Annotated in this window: 19 protein-coding genes; 5 read left to right on the forward strand and 14 right to left on the reverse strand. The window is 37.4% G+C overall.

The genetic code is table 11. The features are described from left to right. Window positions 1-4: 4 nt before the first annotated feature. On the forward strand, window positions 5-577 hold the full coding sequence (locus H4J75_RS13950) for an outer membrane beta-barrel protein (protein ID WP_182215407.1): 573 nt from the start codon (window positions 5-7) through the stop codon (window positions 575-577). Between the two features lie 20 nt (window positions 578-597). On the opposite strand, the gene H4J75_RS13955 is transcribed toward H4J75_RS13950, so the two are convergent. Beyond that, window positions 598-1,866 (reverse strand): MFS transporter, encoded by a 1,269-nt coding sequence (locus H4J75_RS13955; RefSeq protein WP_182215405.1) that lies wholly within the window; start codon window positions 1,864-1,866, stop codon window positions 598-600. A gap of 141 nt (window positions 1,867-2,007) precedes the next feature. On the opposite strand from H4J75_RS13955, the gene recR reads away from it, so the two are divergent. Then, window positions 2,008-2,613 (forward strand): recombination mediator RecR, encoded by a 606-nt coding sequence (recR, locus tag H4J75_RS13960; protein ID WP_070376214.1) that lies wholly within the window; start codon window positions 2,008-2,010, stop codon window positions 2,611-2,613. Window positions 2,614-2,791: 178 nt separating this feature from the next. Then, entirely contained in the window at window positions 2,792-4,753 is a 1,962-nt protein-coding gene (htpG, locus tag H4J75_RS13965) for a molecular chaperone HtpG (RefSeq protein WP_070376215.1), read from the forward strand. 66 nt (window positions 4,754-4,819) lie between these two features. Here the strand turns inward: htpG and H4J75_RS13970 are convergent, their stop codons facing one another. The 3 genes from H4J75_RS13970 to H4J75_RS13980 form a co-directional block, all read right to left on the reverse strand. Then, entirely contained in the window at window positions 4,820-5,266 is a 447-nt protein-coding gene (locus tag H4J75_RS13970) for a DUF255 domain-containing protein (RefSeq protein WP_182215404.1), read from the reverse strand. Window positions 5,267-5,512: 246 nt separating this feature from the next. Continuing rightward, a complete protein-coding gene (locus H4J75_RS13975; RefSeq protein ID WP_182222468.1) occupies window positions 5,513-7,324 on the reverse strand; it encodes an ATP-binding protein in 1,812 nt (603 codons plus the stop codon). 42 nt (window positions 7,325-7,366) lie between these two features. Beyond that, window positions 7,367-8,131, reverse strand: coding sequence for a hypothetical protein (locus H4J75_RS13980; RefSeq protein ID WP_182222469.1), 765 nt, complete (start codon window positions 8,129-8,131; stop codon window positions 7,367-7,369). A 688-nt stretch (window positions 8,132-8,819) separates the two neighbouring features. On the opposite strand from H4J75_RS13980, the gene adk reads away from it, so the two are divergent. Continuing rightward, window positions 8,820-9,464: an adenylate kinase gene (gene adk / locus H4J75_RS13985; RefSeq protein WP_182217507.1), complete on the forward strand. Its 645-nt coding sequence runs from the start codon at window positions 8,820-8,822 to the stop codon at window positions 9,462-9,464. A 225-nt stretch (window positions 9,465-9,689) separates the two neighbouring features. Then, entirely contained in the window at window positions 9,690-10,091 is a 402-nt protein-coding gene (locus H4J75_RS13990) for an MAPEG family protein (protein WP_182217508.1), read from the forward strand. Between the two features lie 114 nt (window positions 10,092-10,205). Here H4J75_RS13990 and H4J75_RS13995 read toward each other — a convergent pair whose 3' ends face one another. The 10 genes from H4J75_RS13995 to hisD all read right to left on the reverse strand — a co-directional run bounded on the left by H4J75_RS13995 (window position 10,206) and on the right by hisD (window position 18,687). Further along, complete coding sequence (locus tag H4J75_RS13995) at window positions 10,206-10,664, reverse strand: GNAT family N-acetyltransferase (protein WP_182222470.1); 459 nt, start codon at window positions 10,662-10,664, stop codon at window positions 10,206-10,208. Between the two features lie 244 nt (window positions 10,665-10,908). Further along, window positions 10,909-11,205, reverse strand: coding sequence for a hypothetical protein (locus tag H4J75_RS14000; RefSeq protein WP_182222471.1), 297 nt, complete (start codon window positions 11,203-11,205; stop codon window positions 10,909-10,911). A gap of 147 nt (window positions 11,206-11,352) precedes the next feature. Beyond that, window positions 11,353-12,237 carry a hypothetical protein gene (locus tag H4J75_RS14005; RefSeq protein WP_182222472.1) on the reverse strand — a complete coding sequence of 295 codons (885 nt, stop codon included), beginning with the start codon at window positions 12,235-12,237 and terminating at the stop codon, window positions 11,353-11,355. Window positions 12,238-12,386: 149 nt separating this feature from the next. Continuing rightward, the gene (gene hisIE / locus H4J75_RS14010) at window positions 12,387-13,007 is read right to left on the reverse strand and encodes a bifunctional phosphoribosyl-AMP cyclohydrolase/phosphoribosyl-ATP diphosphatase HisIE (RefSeq protein WP_182217514.1); all 621 of its coding nucleotides are present in this window, start codon (window positions 13,005-13,007) and stop codon (window positions 12,387-12,389) included. Then, complete coding sequence (gene hisF / locus H4J75_RS14015) at window positions 13,001-13,777, reverse strand: imidazole glycerol phosphate synthase subunit HisF (protein ID WP_182217515.1); 777 nt, start codon at window positions 13,775-13,777, stop codon at window positions 13,001-13,003. The genes hisIE and hisF overlap by 7 nt, the downstream gene beginning before the upstream one ends. 61 nt (window positions 13,778-13,838) lie before the next feature. Then, window positions 13,839-14,576 carry a 1-(5-phosphoribosyl)-5-[(5-phosphoribosylamino)methylideneamino]imidazole-4-carboxamide isomerase gene (gene hisA / locus H4J75_RS14020; protein ID WP_182204062.1) on the reverse strand — a complete coding sequence of 246 codons (738 nt, stop codon included), beginning with the start codon at window positions 14,574-14,576 and terminating at the stop codon, window positions 13,839-13,841. Further along, window positions 14,573-15,196 carry an imidazole glycerol phosphate synthase subunit HisH gene (gene hisH, locus H4J75_RS14025; RefSeq protein ID WP_259366406.1) on the reverse strand — a complete coding sequence of 208 codons (624 nt, stop codon included), beginning with the start codon at window positions 15,194-15,196 and terminating at the stop codon, window positions 14,573-14,575. The genes hisA and hisH overlap by 4 nt, the downstream gene beginning before the upstream one ends. Continuing rightward, on the reverse strand, window positions 15,196-16,278 hold the full coding sequence (gene hisB / locus H4J75_RS14030; RefSeq protein WP_182217517.1) for a bifunctional histidinol-phosphatase/imidazoleglycerol-phosphate dehydratase HisB: 1,083 nt from the start codon (window positions 16,276-16,278) through the stop codon (window positions 15,196-15,198). Before hisB ends, hisH begins: the two co-directional genes overlap by 1 nt. A gap of 1 nt (window position 16,279) precedes the next feature. Beyond that, window positions 16,280-17,386, reverse strand: coding sequence for a histidinol-phosphate transaminase (gene hisC, locus H4J75_RS14035; RefSeq protein WP_182222473.1), 1,107 nt, complete (start codon window positions 17,384-17,386; stop codon window positions 16,280-16,282). A gap of 2 nt (window positions 17,387-17,388) precedes the next feature. After that, window positions 17,389-18,687 (reverse strand): histidinol dehydrogenase, encoded by a 1,299-nt coding sequence (gene hisD / locus H4J75_RS14040; protein WP_182217521.1) that lies wholly within the window; start codon window positions 18,685-18,687, stop codon window positions 17,389-17,391. Between the last annotated feature and the right edge of the window lie 36 nt (window positions 18,688-18,723).

The raw sequence follows: 18,723 nt of genomic DNA on the forward strand, positions 1-18,723 counted from the left end.
GAAGATGAACAAATCTATAGCGATAATGATTACCTGTGGAGCCTTAGTGGGTCACCTAGTAAGCTTTTCGGCAATAGCAACTGATGAGGAATCGTATGCTTTTGTTGGTTTTGGTCTAAGCCATTATGATAATTTAGCTAACTTAGCCTTAAGTGAGACTCAAATTGATCTTGTTCCTGAAGTTTATCTTGGTGTAGGTAAGCGTTATCAATTGAATGACGACTGGCAGCTAGCGACAGAGGTTTCAATTCATTATGCCAAAGCACATTTTAGTGGCTTAGCTGAAAATGTTGACGCCAATCATTTATCTAAAGAACGGCAAGTTTCTTCGGGTAATTATCAATCACTGGGATTATGGGCAACTTCTCGTTTTAACTATGTTAGCTTAAGTGATAATGTCTCACCATTTATTGAACTAGCCCTTGGCGCGGTGCAAACGAACCAGAGTGCACTTTTTGGTGAAGAAAAAAATCAGCAGATTGCTTATAAAGCAATCGCTGGTCTAGAGTTTGAGGTAGCTGACAAAATGACTTTTTCTATTGGCGTTGGTCTTTCAGACAACGATGACCACCTGTAAATAAGTCGATGCTATTATTGCTAAGATTTAGCTGCCTTGTTGGTGGCTTTTTTTCTGTCTTTAATATAGTAAAACCAAGTTACTGCAAAGAGTATGGCAATAAAGGGCATACTCGTAAGAACTACTGTATGCCAACCCGCTTTAAATAAAACCCAACCAGCGAGTAACGATGCAGTTGCTTGTAAACCAAAAATAATAAAGTCATTAATTGCTTGTACTTTGTGTCGTTCACTCGGCTTATAACTTTGCGGCAGTAAGGTTGTTCCGGTCAAAAACAAAAAATTCCAACCTATGCCTAATAAAATCAGTGCCCACCAATAGTGCATAACCTGCTCGCCAGAAAGTGCCACAACAGCGACTAACGCATAAATCACTGTGCCAATTAACATTAAGCTTTTCAAGCCGATTCTTTTTACTAACCAAGCGGTAAAAAGTGAAGGGATAAACATCGCGGCAATATGGCTTTGAATTACCCATTTTGTCTCGTGTAAGCTATGACCGCTCATCTGGTGCATGCTCAAGGGGGTTGCTGTCATTAAGTAACTCATTAAGGCAAAACCAATGGCCGCTGATAATATTGCAATAATAAAAATAGGTTGTTTGATAATTTCACTCAATGGGCGAGTGTCGCCCACTTGTTGATGAGATTCAATCTGGGTGTTTTTAAAATTCAGCATAATAATCATCGCACAAACGATTAATCCGGCTAACACTAAAAATGAGCCAGCATATCCATAGGGAGATGCTAACCAATCTTTCGCGACTACGGCTATTTCAGGGCCTAGAAAAGCGGAAAAAATGCCACTTAGCATTAAAATCGACAACACGGTTGGAATATCTTTATCGTCCTTAATACTCTCAATTGCTGCAAAACGTAATTGCTGGATAAATGAGGTACTAATACCAAAGAGTAAACCAGCAAAGACAAAGAGTTCAAAGTTAGCAATAAGTGCAGAGACCATTGCCGTTAAGGTCGCAACTAAACCAACACTATAACCGGTAAAAATCGCAAAGCGGCGACCTTTATTTTTTGCCAACATAGCCGCAGGAATAGCACCACAGGCTACCCCTAAAATCATCACGGTAACGGGGAGGGTCGCTAAAGAAGGATCACTTGCCATACGGGTCGACAATATACCGCCAATAAAAACAATCACCGGTGATGCCGCCATAACAAGGGGTTGGGCAATAAAAAGCAGCCAAATGTTTTTAGGTAAAGTGAAATATCGTGATAAGAAAAAAGCGCTGACAATGAGTAAGGCTAAGGTAATAAAAATATTGGATAACATAGCGATTCGTTTTGATAATTATTCTTGGACTATCATAGCGTATTATTTTTAGTGACGAGAGAATAATTTATCTTGGTTTTTATGCTTCAACTGATAAACTGCCTGCGTTGAAAATTAGCTAAACATTGTTTTAAGGTTGTTATGAAATTTAGTCCACTGGTTCAAGAATTAATCAATTCACTTAAATGTTTACCGGGTGTTGGCGCTAAATCGGCGCAGCGTATGGCGTTTCATTTACTTGAACGTAATCGTATTGGCGGCGCTAAGCTTGCGGGTACATTAAAAGTGGCGATGGAAAATATTGGTCATTGTTCACAATGCCGAAATTTTACTGAAGATGATACCTGTGAAATTTGCCAAAGTGCTAAGCGGCTTATAAACCAGCAGCTCTGTATTGTTGAAAGTCCAGGTGATGTTATTGCTATAGAACAAACCGGGGAGTTTCAAGGACGTTATTTTATTTTAATGGGGCACTTATCGCCGCTAGATGGTATTGGACCGGATGATCTTGGCTTAGATATATTAGAGAAACAGCTGGCGACAGATCAGTTTAAGGAAATTATTTTAGCAACCAATCCAACGGTTGAAGGAGAAGCTACCGCACATTTTATTGCCGAACTGGCTAAAAAATATCAAGTGGTTATTTCTCGAATTGCCCATGGTGTGCCTGTTGGTGGTGAACTTGAATATGTTGACGGTAACACCTTATCTCATGCTTTATCAGGACGTAAGAGCTATTCATTCTAATCTTGAGTAAATTTATGCTTTGAACACATATTCAAAGCATATTTTTAAATTTATTTTACCTAAGAAACATCACATTCCCTTGAAATAATTTCTCTTAGCCCCACATGTTATCTATCAACGTGAGCATCATATTTGCATGTTCTCTTTTAAACACCGATAAATGTAGGATATATTTCAAATGTCAGAAACAGGCCAAAAAGAAAATCATCAGTTTGCAACTGATAACGCTAAATTACTTAAATTAATGATCCATTCACTTTACTCAAACAAAGAAATCTTCTTACGTGAGTTAGTGTCAAATGCGGCCGATGCTGCTGACAAACTTCGCTTTAACGCACTATCAAATGCTGATCTATACGAAGGTGATGGTGATTTACGCGTACGTGTTAGTTGCGATAAAGAAAATAATACGCTTACCATTTCTGATAATGGTATTGGTATGACGCATGATCAAATTATTGATCATTTAGGTACTATCGCTAAATCAGGTACGGCTGAGTTTTTCTCGCAACTTTCTGGCGATCAAGCTTCAGACTCACAACTTATTGGTCAATTTGGTGTTGGTTTTTATTCAGCATTTATCGTTGCAGACTCAGTAACTGTGCGTTCTCGCGCTGCTGGTGTTGATGCATCCGAAGGTGTTGAATGGACAAGTGCTGGCGAAGGTGAATTCACCACCGCTAAAATTTCAAAGACTAATCGTGGTACCGATATTATTCTTCACTTAAAAGAAGAAGAGCAAGAATACGCTGACGATTGGCGTTTAAAATCAATAGTCACTAAGTACTCAGATCATATTTCTGTTTCTGTTGAAATGCTAACACCAGCAGTTCCTGGTGTTGAAGCCGTTGCTGAAGTTAAAGATGACGAAGACAATGTTACTGTTCCAGCTGCTGAAGCCGTTGCTGAAGTACCTGCCAAATGGGAACCTGTCAATAAAGCCACTGCATTGTGGACTCGTGAAAAATCAGAAGTTTCTGATGACGAATATAAAGAATTCTACAAGCATGTATCACATGACTTTGGCGACCCACTTGTCTGGGAGCACAATAAAGTAGAAGGTAAAACTGAATATACATCATTACTTTATATTCCAAGCAAAGCGCCATTTGACATGCATAACCGTGAAAAACAACATGGTTTAAAGCTATTTGTTCAACGCGTATTTATAATGGACGACGCTGAACAGTTTATGCCTACATATTTACGTTTTGTAAAAGGTTTATTAGATTCAAATGATTTACCATTAAACGTTTCTCGTGAAATTTTACAAGATAACAAAATTACCCAAGCGATCCGTAAAGGCTGTACTAAACGCGTACTTAAAATGCTTGAAAAACTAGGTAAAAAAGACAAAGAGCAATACCAGTCATTTTGGAACGAGTTTGGTCAAGTATTGAAAGAAGGCCCAGCAGAAGATCAAGGTAATAAAGAGCAAGTTGCAAACTTATTACGCTTTGCCTCAACAGAGCATGATACTGCGGTTCAAAGTGTTTCAATTCCTGAATACGTAGAACGTATGAAAGAAGGACAAGAAAAGATTTACTATGTTGTTGCAGACAGCTTTGAAGCGGCTAAAAACAGCCCACATTTAGAAGTTTTCCGTAAAAAGGGCATTGAAGTATTATTAATGTCTGACCGTATCGATGAATGGTTAGTGAGCCACTTAACAGAAGTTGATGGCAAGCAATTACAATCGGTCACGCGTGGTGGTTTAGACCTAGGTGATATGGAAGATGAAGAATCAAAACAAGCACAAGAAAAACTTGAGCAAGAGTTCGATTCTGTTGTTACCCGTATTAAAACATCATTAGCTGGTAAAGTGAAAGATGTTAAATTGTCGCAACGTTTAACTGATTCTCCAGCTTGTATCGTTGCCGATGAGCACGACATGAGCAGCCAAATGATGAAGCTTATGCAATCAGTTGGACAAGAAGTACCTGACGCATTACCTATCTTCGAAATCAATGCAGAGCATGAGTTAGTAAAACATGTTGCTAATGAAACTGATGATGAAAAATTCAATCAGTGGACGCAAGTATTGTTTGAACAGGCGATGTTAGCTGAGCGTGGTAGCTTAAAAGACCCAGCAAGTTTTGTTGCACGTTTAAACAAATTAATGTTGAGCCTTACTAAGTAAGCTTTTAATATTTCTTAGTGTACAGATTAAAAAAAAAGGAGCTTCGGCTCCTTTTTTATATCTAATTCAGTCTACTTTATTTGTGGCTTTATTTAACAGTGTTTGTAGTTGCTCAACACTTTTATAACCATGACTCAAGGAATATTGGTCACCGCGAACGATCATCACCGCTGGAAATCCTCTAAAAGTAAGCTGCTCACCTTTGTTATCTTTAAGATCGTCAAAAACAAAACTTGAAAGCATAAAGTTGATAGTTTCTCTAACAGGAATAAACTGCTCATTCAATATTTTAGCTAGAGCGGGATCTGTAAAAACATCTTTTTCCATTGCTGCACAGGTTGTACAAAAGCGCATTTTAGCAAAGACAAAAATTGGTTTTGTTGAGTCCATTGCACGCGCGTCTTGATAATTATGCCATTCAACTTGAGTGGTATATAAAGTTGATGAAATACCCGCATAGAGGCTAGGTATTAAAATAATGGCGGCAATTATTGCTATAAAAAATTTATTCATGGGCTTTTCGATAATATAATTGAACAAGTACCCACTAGACCCACTATCTAAGTATATGCTTTCATTTGAGTTCATTAATTTAAAGCTGAACGTTAATACTCAACGCAATATCAAGATGAACGCTAGCAGAGCCTGTTATTTTGACCTATAACAATTATCTTATCTCACCATAAAATTGGCATTATCGTATCGGTTATTTGCAGCCTAAAGGCATTAAAAGTTAACTAAGCATGTAGTAACCATAAGTTACTTCTCTCTATAGGTAATGGCGTTAATTTTTAAAGAACCGTTATCAATATCACTGGCTTTATTGGTCTGGGCACTTGTTAAAAATTTTTGCAATAGTGTATAAATTTCCTGAACGTCAATGGGCTTGCCTAAACAATCATCAAATCCTGCTTGTCGGTACTTTTTAATATCGTGGGCCATAACATTCGCCGTTAAGGCAATAATTGGGATATTTGGATTGCTTTTTTTTATCGCCTTACACGCTTCAACGCCATCCATATTTGGCATTTGAATATCCATAAAAATTAAATCAGGTATTAGTTTGCCGATTTCTGCTATTGCCTCTATGCCATCATTTGCAATACGAATGTTTGCTTTAGTCGGGCGTATAACAGCATTAAATACTTTTTGATTTATTTTGTTGTCTTCTGCCAATAGAATATCGAATCCCAGTGCCTGTGGGGCTTGCGTTTTTTTCAATGCTAACTTGCTATGACTTTTCAACGTAGTTTTCTTTAATGGCAATACCACACTAAAAATAGAGCCAACATTTTCTTCACTAATGACGTTAATGTCACCCCCCATCAAGTTTGTTAATTGCTTGGCAATAGACAGACCTAGACCCGTACCACCATAATTTCTTGTTGTGGAAGTATCTGCTTGTTCATAACGGATAAAAAGTTTTTTAATTTGAGCGGGTGATAATCCAATTCCCGTGTCTTTGACTTCGAAAACCACTTTCTCATCTTTCTCCATAAGCGTTATGCTAACTTCACCTTTAGGGGTAAATTTAAGCGCATTAGAAATTAAATTTACAATAATTTGTCTTAACCTTATCGGGTCCGTTAAACAGTAAGTACAAAGATCTTCTTCTATAGTAAAAATTAAGGTAATACCTTGTTGCTCTGCTAAAAAAGACAGTTCTAAAATAATAGATTTGAACAGTTCACCAATGTTGGTTGGCAGCGATTCTAAGCTAATATTGTTTGATTGGATTTTAGATAAATCTAAAATATCATTAATAATTGTAATGAGATTTTTAGAGGAAATAATGCCGATATCAACTAATTCTTTTGATGAGTCAGATAGAACTTCTTGTTTTAATACTTGTAATGAGCCTAAAACACCATTCATTGGTGTGCGGATCTCGTGACTCATGTTTGATAAAAATTCGCTTTTAGCTTGATTCGCCTTTTCAGCTTTCATCGTTGCTTTTTCCGCATCTATCTTAGCTTCTATCGCCAATGATTTTGCCTCACGCAAACCGACCTCAGCTTTAACTCTTGTTTCTACTTCATGTTTTAGTTTTAAATACATTTTGTATTGAAAGATAACTAAGATAAAAATAATAAATAATACCGTCGCCAATGTGATACTGGCTTGTTCAGACTTCAATAACAGTTGCTCGACAACTATTCTGCTTTTTTGTTCTTCATCAATGACTTTCTTGAGGGTATTCCTAACATCAATAATATTATTTTGCTGGTTGGTTTTTATTGTTAAGTATTTTTTCCACCAAAATTTATCTTGCAAAGCTTTTGCCTTGCTATAATCCTTACTGTTAAAGGCGAGTATTGATTCAATTTTTATAAATTCATCAGGGGTAGCTAAGTCGGGTTGAGCATCAAAGTAGTGCTTTGCTACATCGAAATAATACCGTGACATTTGCTCGTTTTGTTCAGTTGCATAATAAAATGACAATACAGTATTTAACCAAGCCTGCCAAAATTCATCATCAGTGGTAACTGATTTTATATAGCTTATTGTTTCAGTAGGAACATTTTCTTTAAGCCGTGCTTTATTATCTAAGTAGGCTAATAAAAGTAGCACTTTACTGCTTTCATCTGTTTCTTCTTTGGCGAGTTTTAGTAACTAATTAGCCACACGATTGGCAATAATAATTTCGTTAACACCGGTTAAATGCGATTGTAAATTATATAGAAAAGACGCTTTATTAATAACGTAATTATGTTTGTTTGATGAGCGTAATAACCGCAGAGTTAAATTAACATATTCATTTGCATCTTTAGAAATAGCAGAGAGTGCCCAAAGCATGGCAAATTCTTCGAAAGAATAATTTGATTGTCCGATTATTTTTTGCAGGCTATTACGCAGTATCTGATTTTCTAAAATAGGAAAATCTTCTCTAATAGCTGTCATGGCTAAGGCTATATCATAATGAATTTTTGCGCGCTTGCTTATTAATGTTGGGTAAAGTGTACTTAATTTTTTATGTGCGACGTCGGATGAGTCTTGTAAGTTTACTTCTCCAACGATTAAATAAATAGCGGCAATATTTTTCGCACTTTTATTTTTAATCTGCACGGCTAAAATACTGAGACGTTGACTACAAATTTTTACCTCACTGTATTGATCGGCAAACATGCTATAAACACAAGATTGAATCAATAAGTTTATTTTTTGGTTATCGTCATCAATAGTGGCCAGGCGTGGCAATAGTTTTTCTTGAAAATAGTCTGTTGAATATTGTTGTTGGTTTAACAAACTTATTATTTCATCAACATCTTCACCCACTATGTCTTGTGCTACAACAGAAGTTATCGTTAATAAATTCGCTACAAGGCAAAATATAATAATAAAAAAAGAGTTTCTACAACATCTATGTATCTGATTCATTGCTGCTTTCCATAAGGCTGATCGCGGAACTACTTATTATTACCACATAAATTTATATAGTTAATACTGTCAACAAGCAATAGGGGTAACCACCTAGAAGCGGTTATTAAAAGTATGCTTAACGCTTTATTTTATATATAAAATATATTGAGTGTGAATAAATTAATTTTTTACACTCAACCACAATGACTCATCAGTAGGTGACAACGCAAGCCTTACCTTTACTGATCCTATTAAAGGTAAGGCACTGAGTGTTTAATCATTTTTTTGGCTGCTCTAAGCTACATGATTAACGTATTGCGTATCTATGGAAATCTCACAGTAGAAAAGGGTCATTTAAATTTACTTATTACCCAAGTGCTTGGAGATTATATTTTTATCGCAAGTTTTTTCTTTATAGTAAGTAAGACTCATTAGTCCTTATTTGCTTGTCTCTTTGTTGATTATAATTTTGGGTATTATCTTTAAATGCCTTATATCACCACTATAACCCCATAGACTTTAGTATAAAAAATAGCTTTTTAGTGCCTTTTTTGATGATAGAGCGGTAATGCTACTTGTCTGACTACAATTGAACTTGTATAGTGTTGCACAATCGAAAAAATACTCATTTGGCTGTTATATTCGAGACGTTTTGACACCAGTACAACAGCCTAATTAGTATATTAAACATATAAGGCAATATTTTATGCGCATTATTTTATTAGGTGCTCCGGGCGCTGGCAAAGGCACTCAAGCACAATTCCTAATGGCTAAATTTGGTATTCCACAAATTTCTACGGGTGACATGTTACGTGCTGCTATTAAAGCAGGTACTGACCTGGGTAATAAAGCTAAAGCAGTGATGGATGCTGGACAATTAGTTTCTGATGATCTGATTATTGGTTTAGTCAAAGAACGTATTGCACAAGATGATTGTAAAGCAGGTTTTTTGCTTGATGGTTTTCCTCGTACAATTCCACAAGCAGATGCGATGAAAGATAACGGCGTTTCAGTTGACAGTGTCGTTGAATTTGATGTTCCTGATGAAGTCATTGTTGATCGCATGAGTGGTCGTCGTGTTCATGCCGGTTCTGGTCGTGTTTATCATTTAGTTTATAATCCGCCTAAAGTTGAAGGTAAAGATGACAATACCGGTGAAGACTTGTCTATTCGTCCTGATGATGAAGAAGCCACAGTCCGCAAACGCCTGGGCATTTACCATGAGCAAACTAAACCATTAGTGGCTTACTATCAAGATGAAGCAAAAGCGGGTGCATGTTCGTATTTAACGATTGACGGCACTAAGCCTGTAGAAGAAGTCAGTGCTTTACTTGCTAACGAATTAAATTAATTCGGTTGATTTTATAAGCCCCTTATTAACAAGTAACTAATAAGTAGCTAATAACGAGCTTATAAATACCTAACAAAAAATTCGCTTCGGCGAATTTTTTTGTTTTTATTGGCTGTGAAAAATAGACAGGGTAATTTTTCTTAAAATAATAGCCTTTTAGGCTATCAAAATTAATTTTAAAACGTAAACTATATTCCCTCATCTATAAATATAAGAAGAAATTTCATGGTAGTAAGTTTATCGATAACAGGCCTCTACACGAGTTTGTTGGCGCTTTTATTTGTTGGTTTAGCCATCAATATTATTCGCCTACGTTTACAGTTTAAAGCCGGTATTGGTGACGGTGGTCATCAACCCCTTGCCAAAGCAATTCGTGTACATGGTAACTTTGCTGAGTATATTCCTATGGCGTTAATAATGTTGGGTATTTATGAGGTTAACGGGGCGAGCCCGATAGTACTGCACGCCTTAGGTGCGATATTATTTATTGGCCGTATTCTGCACGCCGTAGGACTTTCAAAAACTACTGGGGTTTCTAAGCAGCGTCAAATAGGTATGTTATCACTATTCCTTGTTATGCTTATTCTAGCCGTTGAAAATATCCGCTTATTTATTACTGCAGTTTAGCGAGTACTACACTCTTTTGAACTAATACATAACATAACTCAAATAAGCATGCATACTGCAATGCTTATTTGAGCGCTACGCTTGTAATAACGGTTTAAAACACCTGCTTATTTATTAAACAACTTTTAACATAGCGATGTGCGGAATATCATCTTCAAGATACATAGCAGAAACACGTTCAAAACCGTGATTGCCATAAAAGCTTTCAAGGTGCTCTTGGGCTGATATTTTAATTTGTTGATCTGGAAAATATTGCTGACAAACGATTAACGCCTCAGCCATTAACTGGTGACCTAAACCTGTCCCTCTCGCATGACTGGCAACAATAACTCTGCCAATAGCAATATAGTCGCGGTAACTTTGGCCTTTTGCTAAAATACGCAAGTAACCAGCAATCTTACCCTCTAGGTAACAAAAGAGGTGAACCGTATCCTCGTGCCGGTCAATATCATCAATATCAGCATAAAAACAAGTTTGCTCAACCACAAAAACATCAATACGAAGCTTTAATATTTCATACAGTTCATCGATATTGAGCGCTTTAAAATGCTTCACTTGCCAAGCTACTTTCATTAAACCTTACCTATTGTGATTATCAGGAAACAGTTTATTTTTTCATGATTTATCTACTAGGTAAAGTTAATAACACCCATTTTATTAATTAGCAGGGTTACTTTATTAGCAAAGCCAATGCTCAAGATAAGCTTACTGGCTTTAATAGTGAGATATTATAAATATTAAATATCTAACGCATTAATAGCTAGTTTCATCAGTAGACGTCCTCAGATAATGAGTCATATTGGCATAATACCTAGATTTAGTGGTGAAGTACCTGTAAGTAGCCATGATAACTTTTACTGATTAAATAATTTGAAATTTCTTGTCGATATTCATTAACATCTATGTGAGGGAACTCGATATACATCGTTTCTTTTAAAGAAATCTCATCAAGAAAGAGTATGTAACCTAAAGGTAAGTAGGTGGGGGAGAAGTTATTTTTAAAAATTGTTATGCGAATTTCAGCTGCGGTATAGTATTCTTTGCACCCAAAATCACGTTCTAGTGTTGGCAATAATTTTGTGCCATAACTTTTTATTGACCAGTATTTAAACATTGCTATTCCTTAGCTGTTTTTAACATCCATTTTCTGCTGGAAAAATATACGCTCTTCTCTGTAAATGTCAATGAAAATAATGAATTACTGAATTTTTTATGATGTTTAATAAGGGCTGTAGGACATAATATGCAGATAGTACAAAGATTAGTTTAGGTTTAATATTTTGACTTTATCAGGGCTTACAAAAAAACCGGCTTGTGTAAAAGCTTGTACAATTCTATGCTGACTTCGTAATTTCTTTAACCCGATATTAATGGCTTTAAATGCGGTTTTTCCGTGAGGGTGTTTTGTACTAATAACAAAGTGGCGACTGTCTTTGAGCTCTATAGCAACACCTTTTACCGGCACTAAATGAATTTTATCCATTGTAAAGGATTGATCGGGTGTCGAATTAAAAGGCATTAATAAGAAGTCTATCCAACCTAGGTTTACCATGCGAGCTTGGCTTAGCCACTCATCTTCGTGGATCAGCTCTTTTAAAGACAATAACTTTAACGTTTGCCAGTCAGTACGCCATTTTGGCGTAGAAACGGCAGTAAATTTTTGCAGGTCATCGAGTTCTGTTATAGCTAAAACAGCATTATTACTTGGGCTGGTGTATATACCGGCAATGTATTCGCCTTGTCGGATAACTGCATCAGAAGTATAAACACTGTCATTAAGTGCTTTGGCATCAGCAAGCCAATAAGAGTCAAAACTAATGAGTAAGCGTCCTGATGCCAACATCTTAGTATTTCTAAAGTTAATTTTACCTGTTGCATATTTGAAGCTGTGTTCAAAACCACCTATTTTTAAAGCTTGCTGGGCGATAATCATATCGACAACATCGCGGCGGATATTTTTTCCTGAAAAATTTTTAATTGTATGCACATCCTGACCATTTAAGAAGGTCATATAATCTTGGTAAACATCATCACGAATGAAGATTAAGATATCTTCTGCTTTTGTAAGGGGACTAAATAATGAACTCTGTATAAAGAGCAAGGGTATAAGAACAGTGATTAATTTTGTAAATATTTTTAATATCATGAGTGTTAAATAACTCTATGTCGGGGCGTATAAAAATCTTTTTCTAAATTATTTATCCTTAGACGTAAAATTGAGTATAGCCGCTTAATTAAAGAAAGATAGCTGTTGATAAAGTGTCTTATAAACAACTATCTTAAAGTTAACTCAGCTTACTTGTTATGTCGTTTTTGTAGTACCGCCATCACCTCAGATACTTCAATGTTTTTATCTTGAAGTAAGACGAGTGTGTGGTAAAACAAATCAGCACATTCACCGAGTAAGTCTTCTTTGGTTTCAGCAACCGCAGCAAGTGCAACCTCAACGCCTTCTTCGCCAACTTTCTGTGCTATTTTAGTGGTGCCTCGCGAAAATAAGTGCGCAGTATAACTGCTTTCAGGATCGCAACCTTTTCGACTAGCAATCACTTGCTCTAATTCGCTAAGGAAGTTTTGCTGAGTTAATTTTTGTTCTGGAAAGCATGACTCAGTTCCTAAATGACAGCTTGGTCCAATAGGTCGACAAGCAATTAACAAACTATCGTTATCACAATCGGTTAGAACCTGGCTAACATTGAGAAAGTTTCCTGATGTCTCACCTTTCACCCAAAGTGCTTGTTTTGAACGACTAAAAAAAGTCGCTTTACCCGTTGTTAATGTTGCTTTGAGGGATGCTTCATTCATATAACCTTGCATTAAAACGGCACCCGTATCTTGATGCTGAATAATTGCAGGTATTAAGCTTTCCATTTTAGCCCAAGCTAATTCATTAATGTTCTCTAGGGTAACTAGCATAATCTTATCTCTATATTTTGATTCTTCAATGTTTGTTTTAATTGGTTTATTTCAATGATACCTTTATGGAAAACACTTGCAGCAAGTGCGCCATCTACATCGGCTTGTTTGAAAACGTCAGCGAAATGCGATATTTCACCCGCACCGCCTGATGCTATTAAAGGAACATTACACACCGCACGTGCTTTTTGTAATTGCGCAATATCATATCCTTGGCGAACACCATCTTGATTCATACAATTTAAAACGATTTCACCTGCACCACGTTGCTGAACTTCTTTGATCCAATCAAAGGTTGTCCACTTGGTTTGTTGGGTACGACTTTCATCTCCAGTAAATTGATAAACTTGATACAACCCCGTTTCTTTATCATAAAAACTGTCAATGCCGACAACAATACATTGCTGACCAAAAACGTCAGCCAAACGAGAAATCAAATTAGGGTCACGCAAAGCAGGGGAGTTAACTGATATTTTATCCGCGCCCATCATTAAGATTTCTTTTGCGTCTTGCTCTGTTTTTATACCACCAGCAACACAAAAAGGAATATCGATGACTTCAGCAATACGGCTAACCCAGCTTTTATCAACCACTCTATTATCTGAGCTGGCGGTAATATCATAAAAAACTAATTCATCAGCACCTGCGGCTGCGTATTTTTGGGCGAGTGGTACAATATCACCAATAATTTCATGGTTTCTAAATTGGACTCCTTTAACAACTTTGCCATCACGTACATCGAGACAAGGTATAATTCTTTTTGCTAACATAAAACTTCAACCTTTGTACTTTGCTTAGACAATAAAAAACTCACGGTTTCAAGCCCATAACTTAAGCGTTTGGCCAGCATGCAATCGCCTCCTCAAGTGTGAATTTACCTTCAAGTAACGAACGACCTAAAATAACACCGCTGACACCAGTTGGAATTAAAGCCTTAATATCGTCAAGGCTGCCAATACCCCCTGAAGCTTGCCATTGGATGTCAGGATATTTTGCACAAACCTCGCGATACAAGTCTACATTGGTGCCTGTTAACGTACCGTCTTTACTGATATCAGTACAAAGTACGTGTTTGATGCCAGCGTTTTGGTATTGAGCAAGTAGGTCTTCTAAATTAACGCCACTGTCCTCAATCCAACCGTGTGTAGGGAGTGTTTTATTGCCAGCAGCATCAATTTTAATATCTAGTGCTAAGACAATTTTTTCACATCCATAGGTTTTTAACCACTGAGTCACAAGTTCAGGTTGTTTAATCGCTAAACTCCCAATGACTACACGGTCTGCACCTAATGCCAATAGCTGTTTAACATCGTCTTCACAACGAATTCCACCACCGACTTGAATCGTCATCGTTGGATGTTTGACTACGGTCTTTAAGGTTTCAAGTTGGCGCTTTGTTGAGTCTTTAGCACCGTCTAAATCAACGAAGTGCATTACGGTTGCCCCTGACTTAGCATAGGCTTGTTGGCGCTCTTGCACTGTGTATTGGTAATTAGTTTTTTGGCTGTAATCACCTTGAAATAATCGTACAACTTGGCCATCGATTAAATCAATTGCTGGGATCATCATAGGGCTAACTCCAAAAAATTCTTAATGATTTTACTACCTAATTTACTTGAACGCTCGGGATGGAACTGGCAGCCAATGAAGTTATCTTTGGCAATCACCGCGGAGAAGCTAGAGCCATATTGACAAGTTGCTAAGGTGTATTCACTTATTGGCGCGGCAAAGCTATGAACAAAGTAAAAGTAGTCACCTATATTTATGCCTTTAAATACCGGGTGATCGCCAACAGATGTTAATGTGTTCCAGCCCATATGCGGTAATCTATTATTTTCAGCATTGAGCGGTATAATATCGGTATGAATAATACCTAAACAGTCAACTTTTTTGCCATCGCTACTTTCTACTGACGAGTCACACATTAACTGCATACCTAAACAAAAGCCCAACACGGGTTGAGTTAAGTTTTGCAAGGTTTCAACCAGTCCTTTCGCGCAAATGTTTGCCATAGCATGTTTTGCTGTGCCAACACCTGGCAGTATCACTTTGTCGGCATTTTTAATAAGAGTAATATCGTCAGTGATGGTCACTTGAAAGCCTAAACGTTCTACAGCAAACTTAACCGAAGAAAGATTGGCACAACCAGTATCAACAATAACGTTCATCATTGCTTTTTCAACAGACATCACAGGGTACCTTTTGTGCTAGGTAGCACATCACCACTTACCGTAATGGCTTGACGTAATGCTCGACCAAACACTTTAAATAAACTCTCTACTTGGTGATGGCAATTACCTTCGGTTGTTGAAAGGTGCAGGGTAATAGCCATAGAGTCAGCAAGTGAACGGAAAAAGTGTGAAACCATTTGCGTCGACATATTGCCTACTCGGTTATCAGTAAAATCAGCATCAAATTCAAGCCACGGACGACCCGATAAATCGATAGAACATTCAGCCCGACATTCATCCATCGGCAGAACAAAGCCAAAACGACCGATACCACGTTTGTCGCCCAATGCTTTCCTTAGTGCTTGACCAAGTGCCAGAGCGGTATCTTCAACGCTGTGGTGCTCATCAATGTGGTAATCACCATCGACACTGACCTCCAATGAAAAACCACCATGGGCAGCAATTTGCTCAAGCATGTGATCGAAGAAGCCTAATCCGGTGTTAATTTTTACTGTACCGACTTTATCTAAATTCACCGCAACGTTAATATTGGTTTCTTTAGTGGTACGAACAACTTTAGCTTCACGTTCTTGTTGGTTCAATAATTGTGCTGAAATTGCCAACCAATTTAAGCTTTCTTTGTTATATTTTATACCGCGAATACCCATGTTAGCAGCAAGTTGTATATCGGTATCACGATCGCCAATCACAAAAGAGTTTTCGAAGTTTACTTTTCCTTGCTGTAAGTAATCACTTACTAAGCCAAGTTTAGGCTTACGACAACTGCAATTTTCATTGTCAAAATGCGGACAAAGTAATACATCGTCAAATATAACGCCTTGTGAGGAAAAAATATCCATCATCTTGTTATGAGGTAAATCAAAGTCGGCTTGTGGATAACTAGTCGTTCCTAAGCCATCTTGGTTTGACACCATAACTAAGCGGAAACCCTTTTTTTGTAGTGCTAATAACACTGGAATAACGTCAGGCTCAAAAACCAATTTTTCAAGTGTATCTACTTGCTTATCAGAAACAGGTTCTTCAATTAAAGTGCCATCTCTGTCGATAAATAGTATGTTTTGTTTTTTTGTATTGAGCATTTTATATCTCTTTTACTGCATTAATAATCGTTTGTTTTAGGAGCGATAATTCACGTTCGCTACCTATGCTAATACGTAAACAATCGGCTAATTGTTGTTGCGCAGATTGGTCGCGAATTAAAATACCTTGTTGTTTTAGGCAATCGAAAATAAAGTTTTTAGTGTCAGTATCTACGGCGCGAAATAAAATAAAGTTTGCATCACTGTTAAAAACTTTAGCACACCAGTCTTGGTCTTTCAGCCAATCAAATAATTGGCGACGTAAAATCACCGTTTCTTGAACACGGATACTTACTTGTTCAAGCGCTAATTTTGCTAATGCTTTACTGGCAATGTCTGCTACTGGTGCAGAGATAGGGTAAGGGGCGATAACCTTACTCAGCATAGTAATAATATCAGCATTAGCTAAAGTAAAGCCACAGCGTAAACCCGCTAAGGCAAATGCTTTTGATAACGTTCTAAGAATCACTAATTGCGGGTAATCTTTTAACCAGCTTGCGGTACTATTTTCAGGACTAAATTCAATATAAGCTTCATCAACAACAACAATTGCGCTATCACCAAACATCTCAAGTACGGTTCGAATTGAATCTGTGGTTAATACATTACCCGTTGGGTTACCTGGTGAGCATAAAAAAACAACTTTAACTTTACCCACTTGAGCTTTTATAGCCTCAATATTAAGTTGGTTATCAACTAGCGGTACGCGCATTATATTTGCGCCGTGATTCTCTGCGCTAATCGCATACATACCATATGTTGGTGGACAAATTAAAATACTGTCTTGATAGGCTTTACAAAAGGTACGTATGATAAGTTCAATACCTTCATCAGCACCGCGTGTAGCAAGAATATTAGCAGGGGACAATCCGGCATATTCACTATAAGCATTGATTAAGTTGTCAGGTTGAAAATCAGGGTAGCGGTTAATGCAATTGCTATCTATAGCATATATCCCTGGACCTGATGCTTCATTGGCATTAAGCCAAATTTTATTACTATTCGCAGACGATGTGTCACTTCCACTTGCATAAAGTCGCCTTGCTGATTGGTATGGCACCATATCAACAAGTTCCTCACGGGCAAGTTTATCAGCTATTGTTGACATGATTATTCCTCTAACCTGATGGTTACTGCTCGTTTGTGGCCGTCTAGTCCTTCGGCATCGGTGAGCTCAGTGATACATTCGGCAATATTTAATAAGCCTTGTTTAGTGATCTCTTGCACAGTAAATCGTCGAGAAAAATCGGCCAATGATAAACTAGAAATTACTTTAGAATAACCATAAGTGGGTAAAACATGATTTGTACCACTGGCGTAATCGCCTGCGGACTCTGGCGTGTACTCACCAACAAATATTGAACCTGCGTTGCGTAAGGTTTTTAATAGCTCTTGAGCATTATCGGTTTGAATAATTAAATGTTCAGGAGCATAAATATTTGAAACCTCAACCGCTTGCGACAAACTTTTTACTAAAATCAAACGACTTTGTGTAAGCGCTTGTTCTGCTATCTCTCGACGAGAAAGTACCGCGACTTGTTTGAGTAATTCATTTTGAACGTTAGTAATTAATTCGGCACTGTCAGATAATAAGATAACTTGGCTATCTGGTCCGTGTTCAGCTTGAGAAAGCAAGTCAGCTGCGACAAAGTTTGCTTTTGCATTGGCATCGGCAATAATTAACACTTCAGAAGGACCCGCTGGCATATCAATGGCAAAACCATTCACTTGTTGAGCAAGTTGCTTTTTGGCTTCGGTAACGTATTTATTACCTGGCCCAAATATTTTATTGACCGGTTTTATTGTTTCTGTGCCAAAAGCCATTGCTGCACAACCATGCGCGCCACCGACTGTGTAAATTTCATCAATTTCACATAATTTTGCGGCCACTAGAATTTCGTCAGCAAGGTTACCATTGATATCGGGAGGGCAAACTAAAACAGTACGCGGACATTGGGCTAACTGTGAAGGTACACCAAGCATTAGTACCGTCGATGGCAAAGGTGCAGAGCCTGCCGGAATATATAAACCAACACTTTCGATTGCTTCAGTTTTTAAGGTACAACGAACGCCTGGGGATGTTTCTACAGTAATGTCGTCACATATTTGTGCTTGGTGAAAGCGCCTGATCTGACCATAAGCCGTTTCAATGGCTTTTAATCTTTTAGTCGACAATGCTGCTCTGGCTGCGGTTATTTGTTCATCAGTAACGGTTAATGTGGTTAGTTTTACACCATCAAATTTTTCCGTTAATTCATAAAGCGCTTTGTCACCATTTCGTTTCACGTTATTTAATATGTTTTCAACTTGCTGTGAAAGTAAACCACTCTCACTTATCGCGGGTCGAGCAAGTGCTGTTTGTTGCTCTCTTTTTGATAATGCTTGCCAATCGATCATTTTATTTATCATTACTTTTAACCTTAATACTTTACTTACCGTGAAAGG

Source organism: Colwellia sp. BRX10-1 (assembly GCF_014077545.1).
In the GTDB taxonomy this organism is placed as follows: Bacteria; Pseudomonadota; Gammaproteobacteria; order Enterobacterales; family Alteromonadaceae; genus Colwellia_A.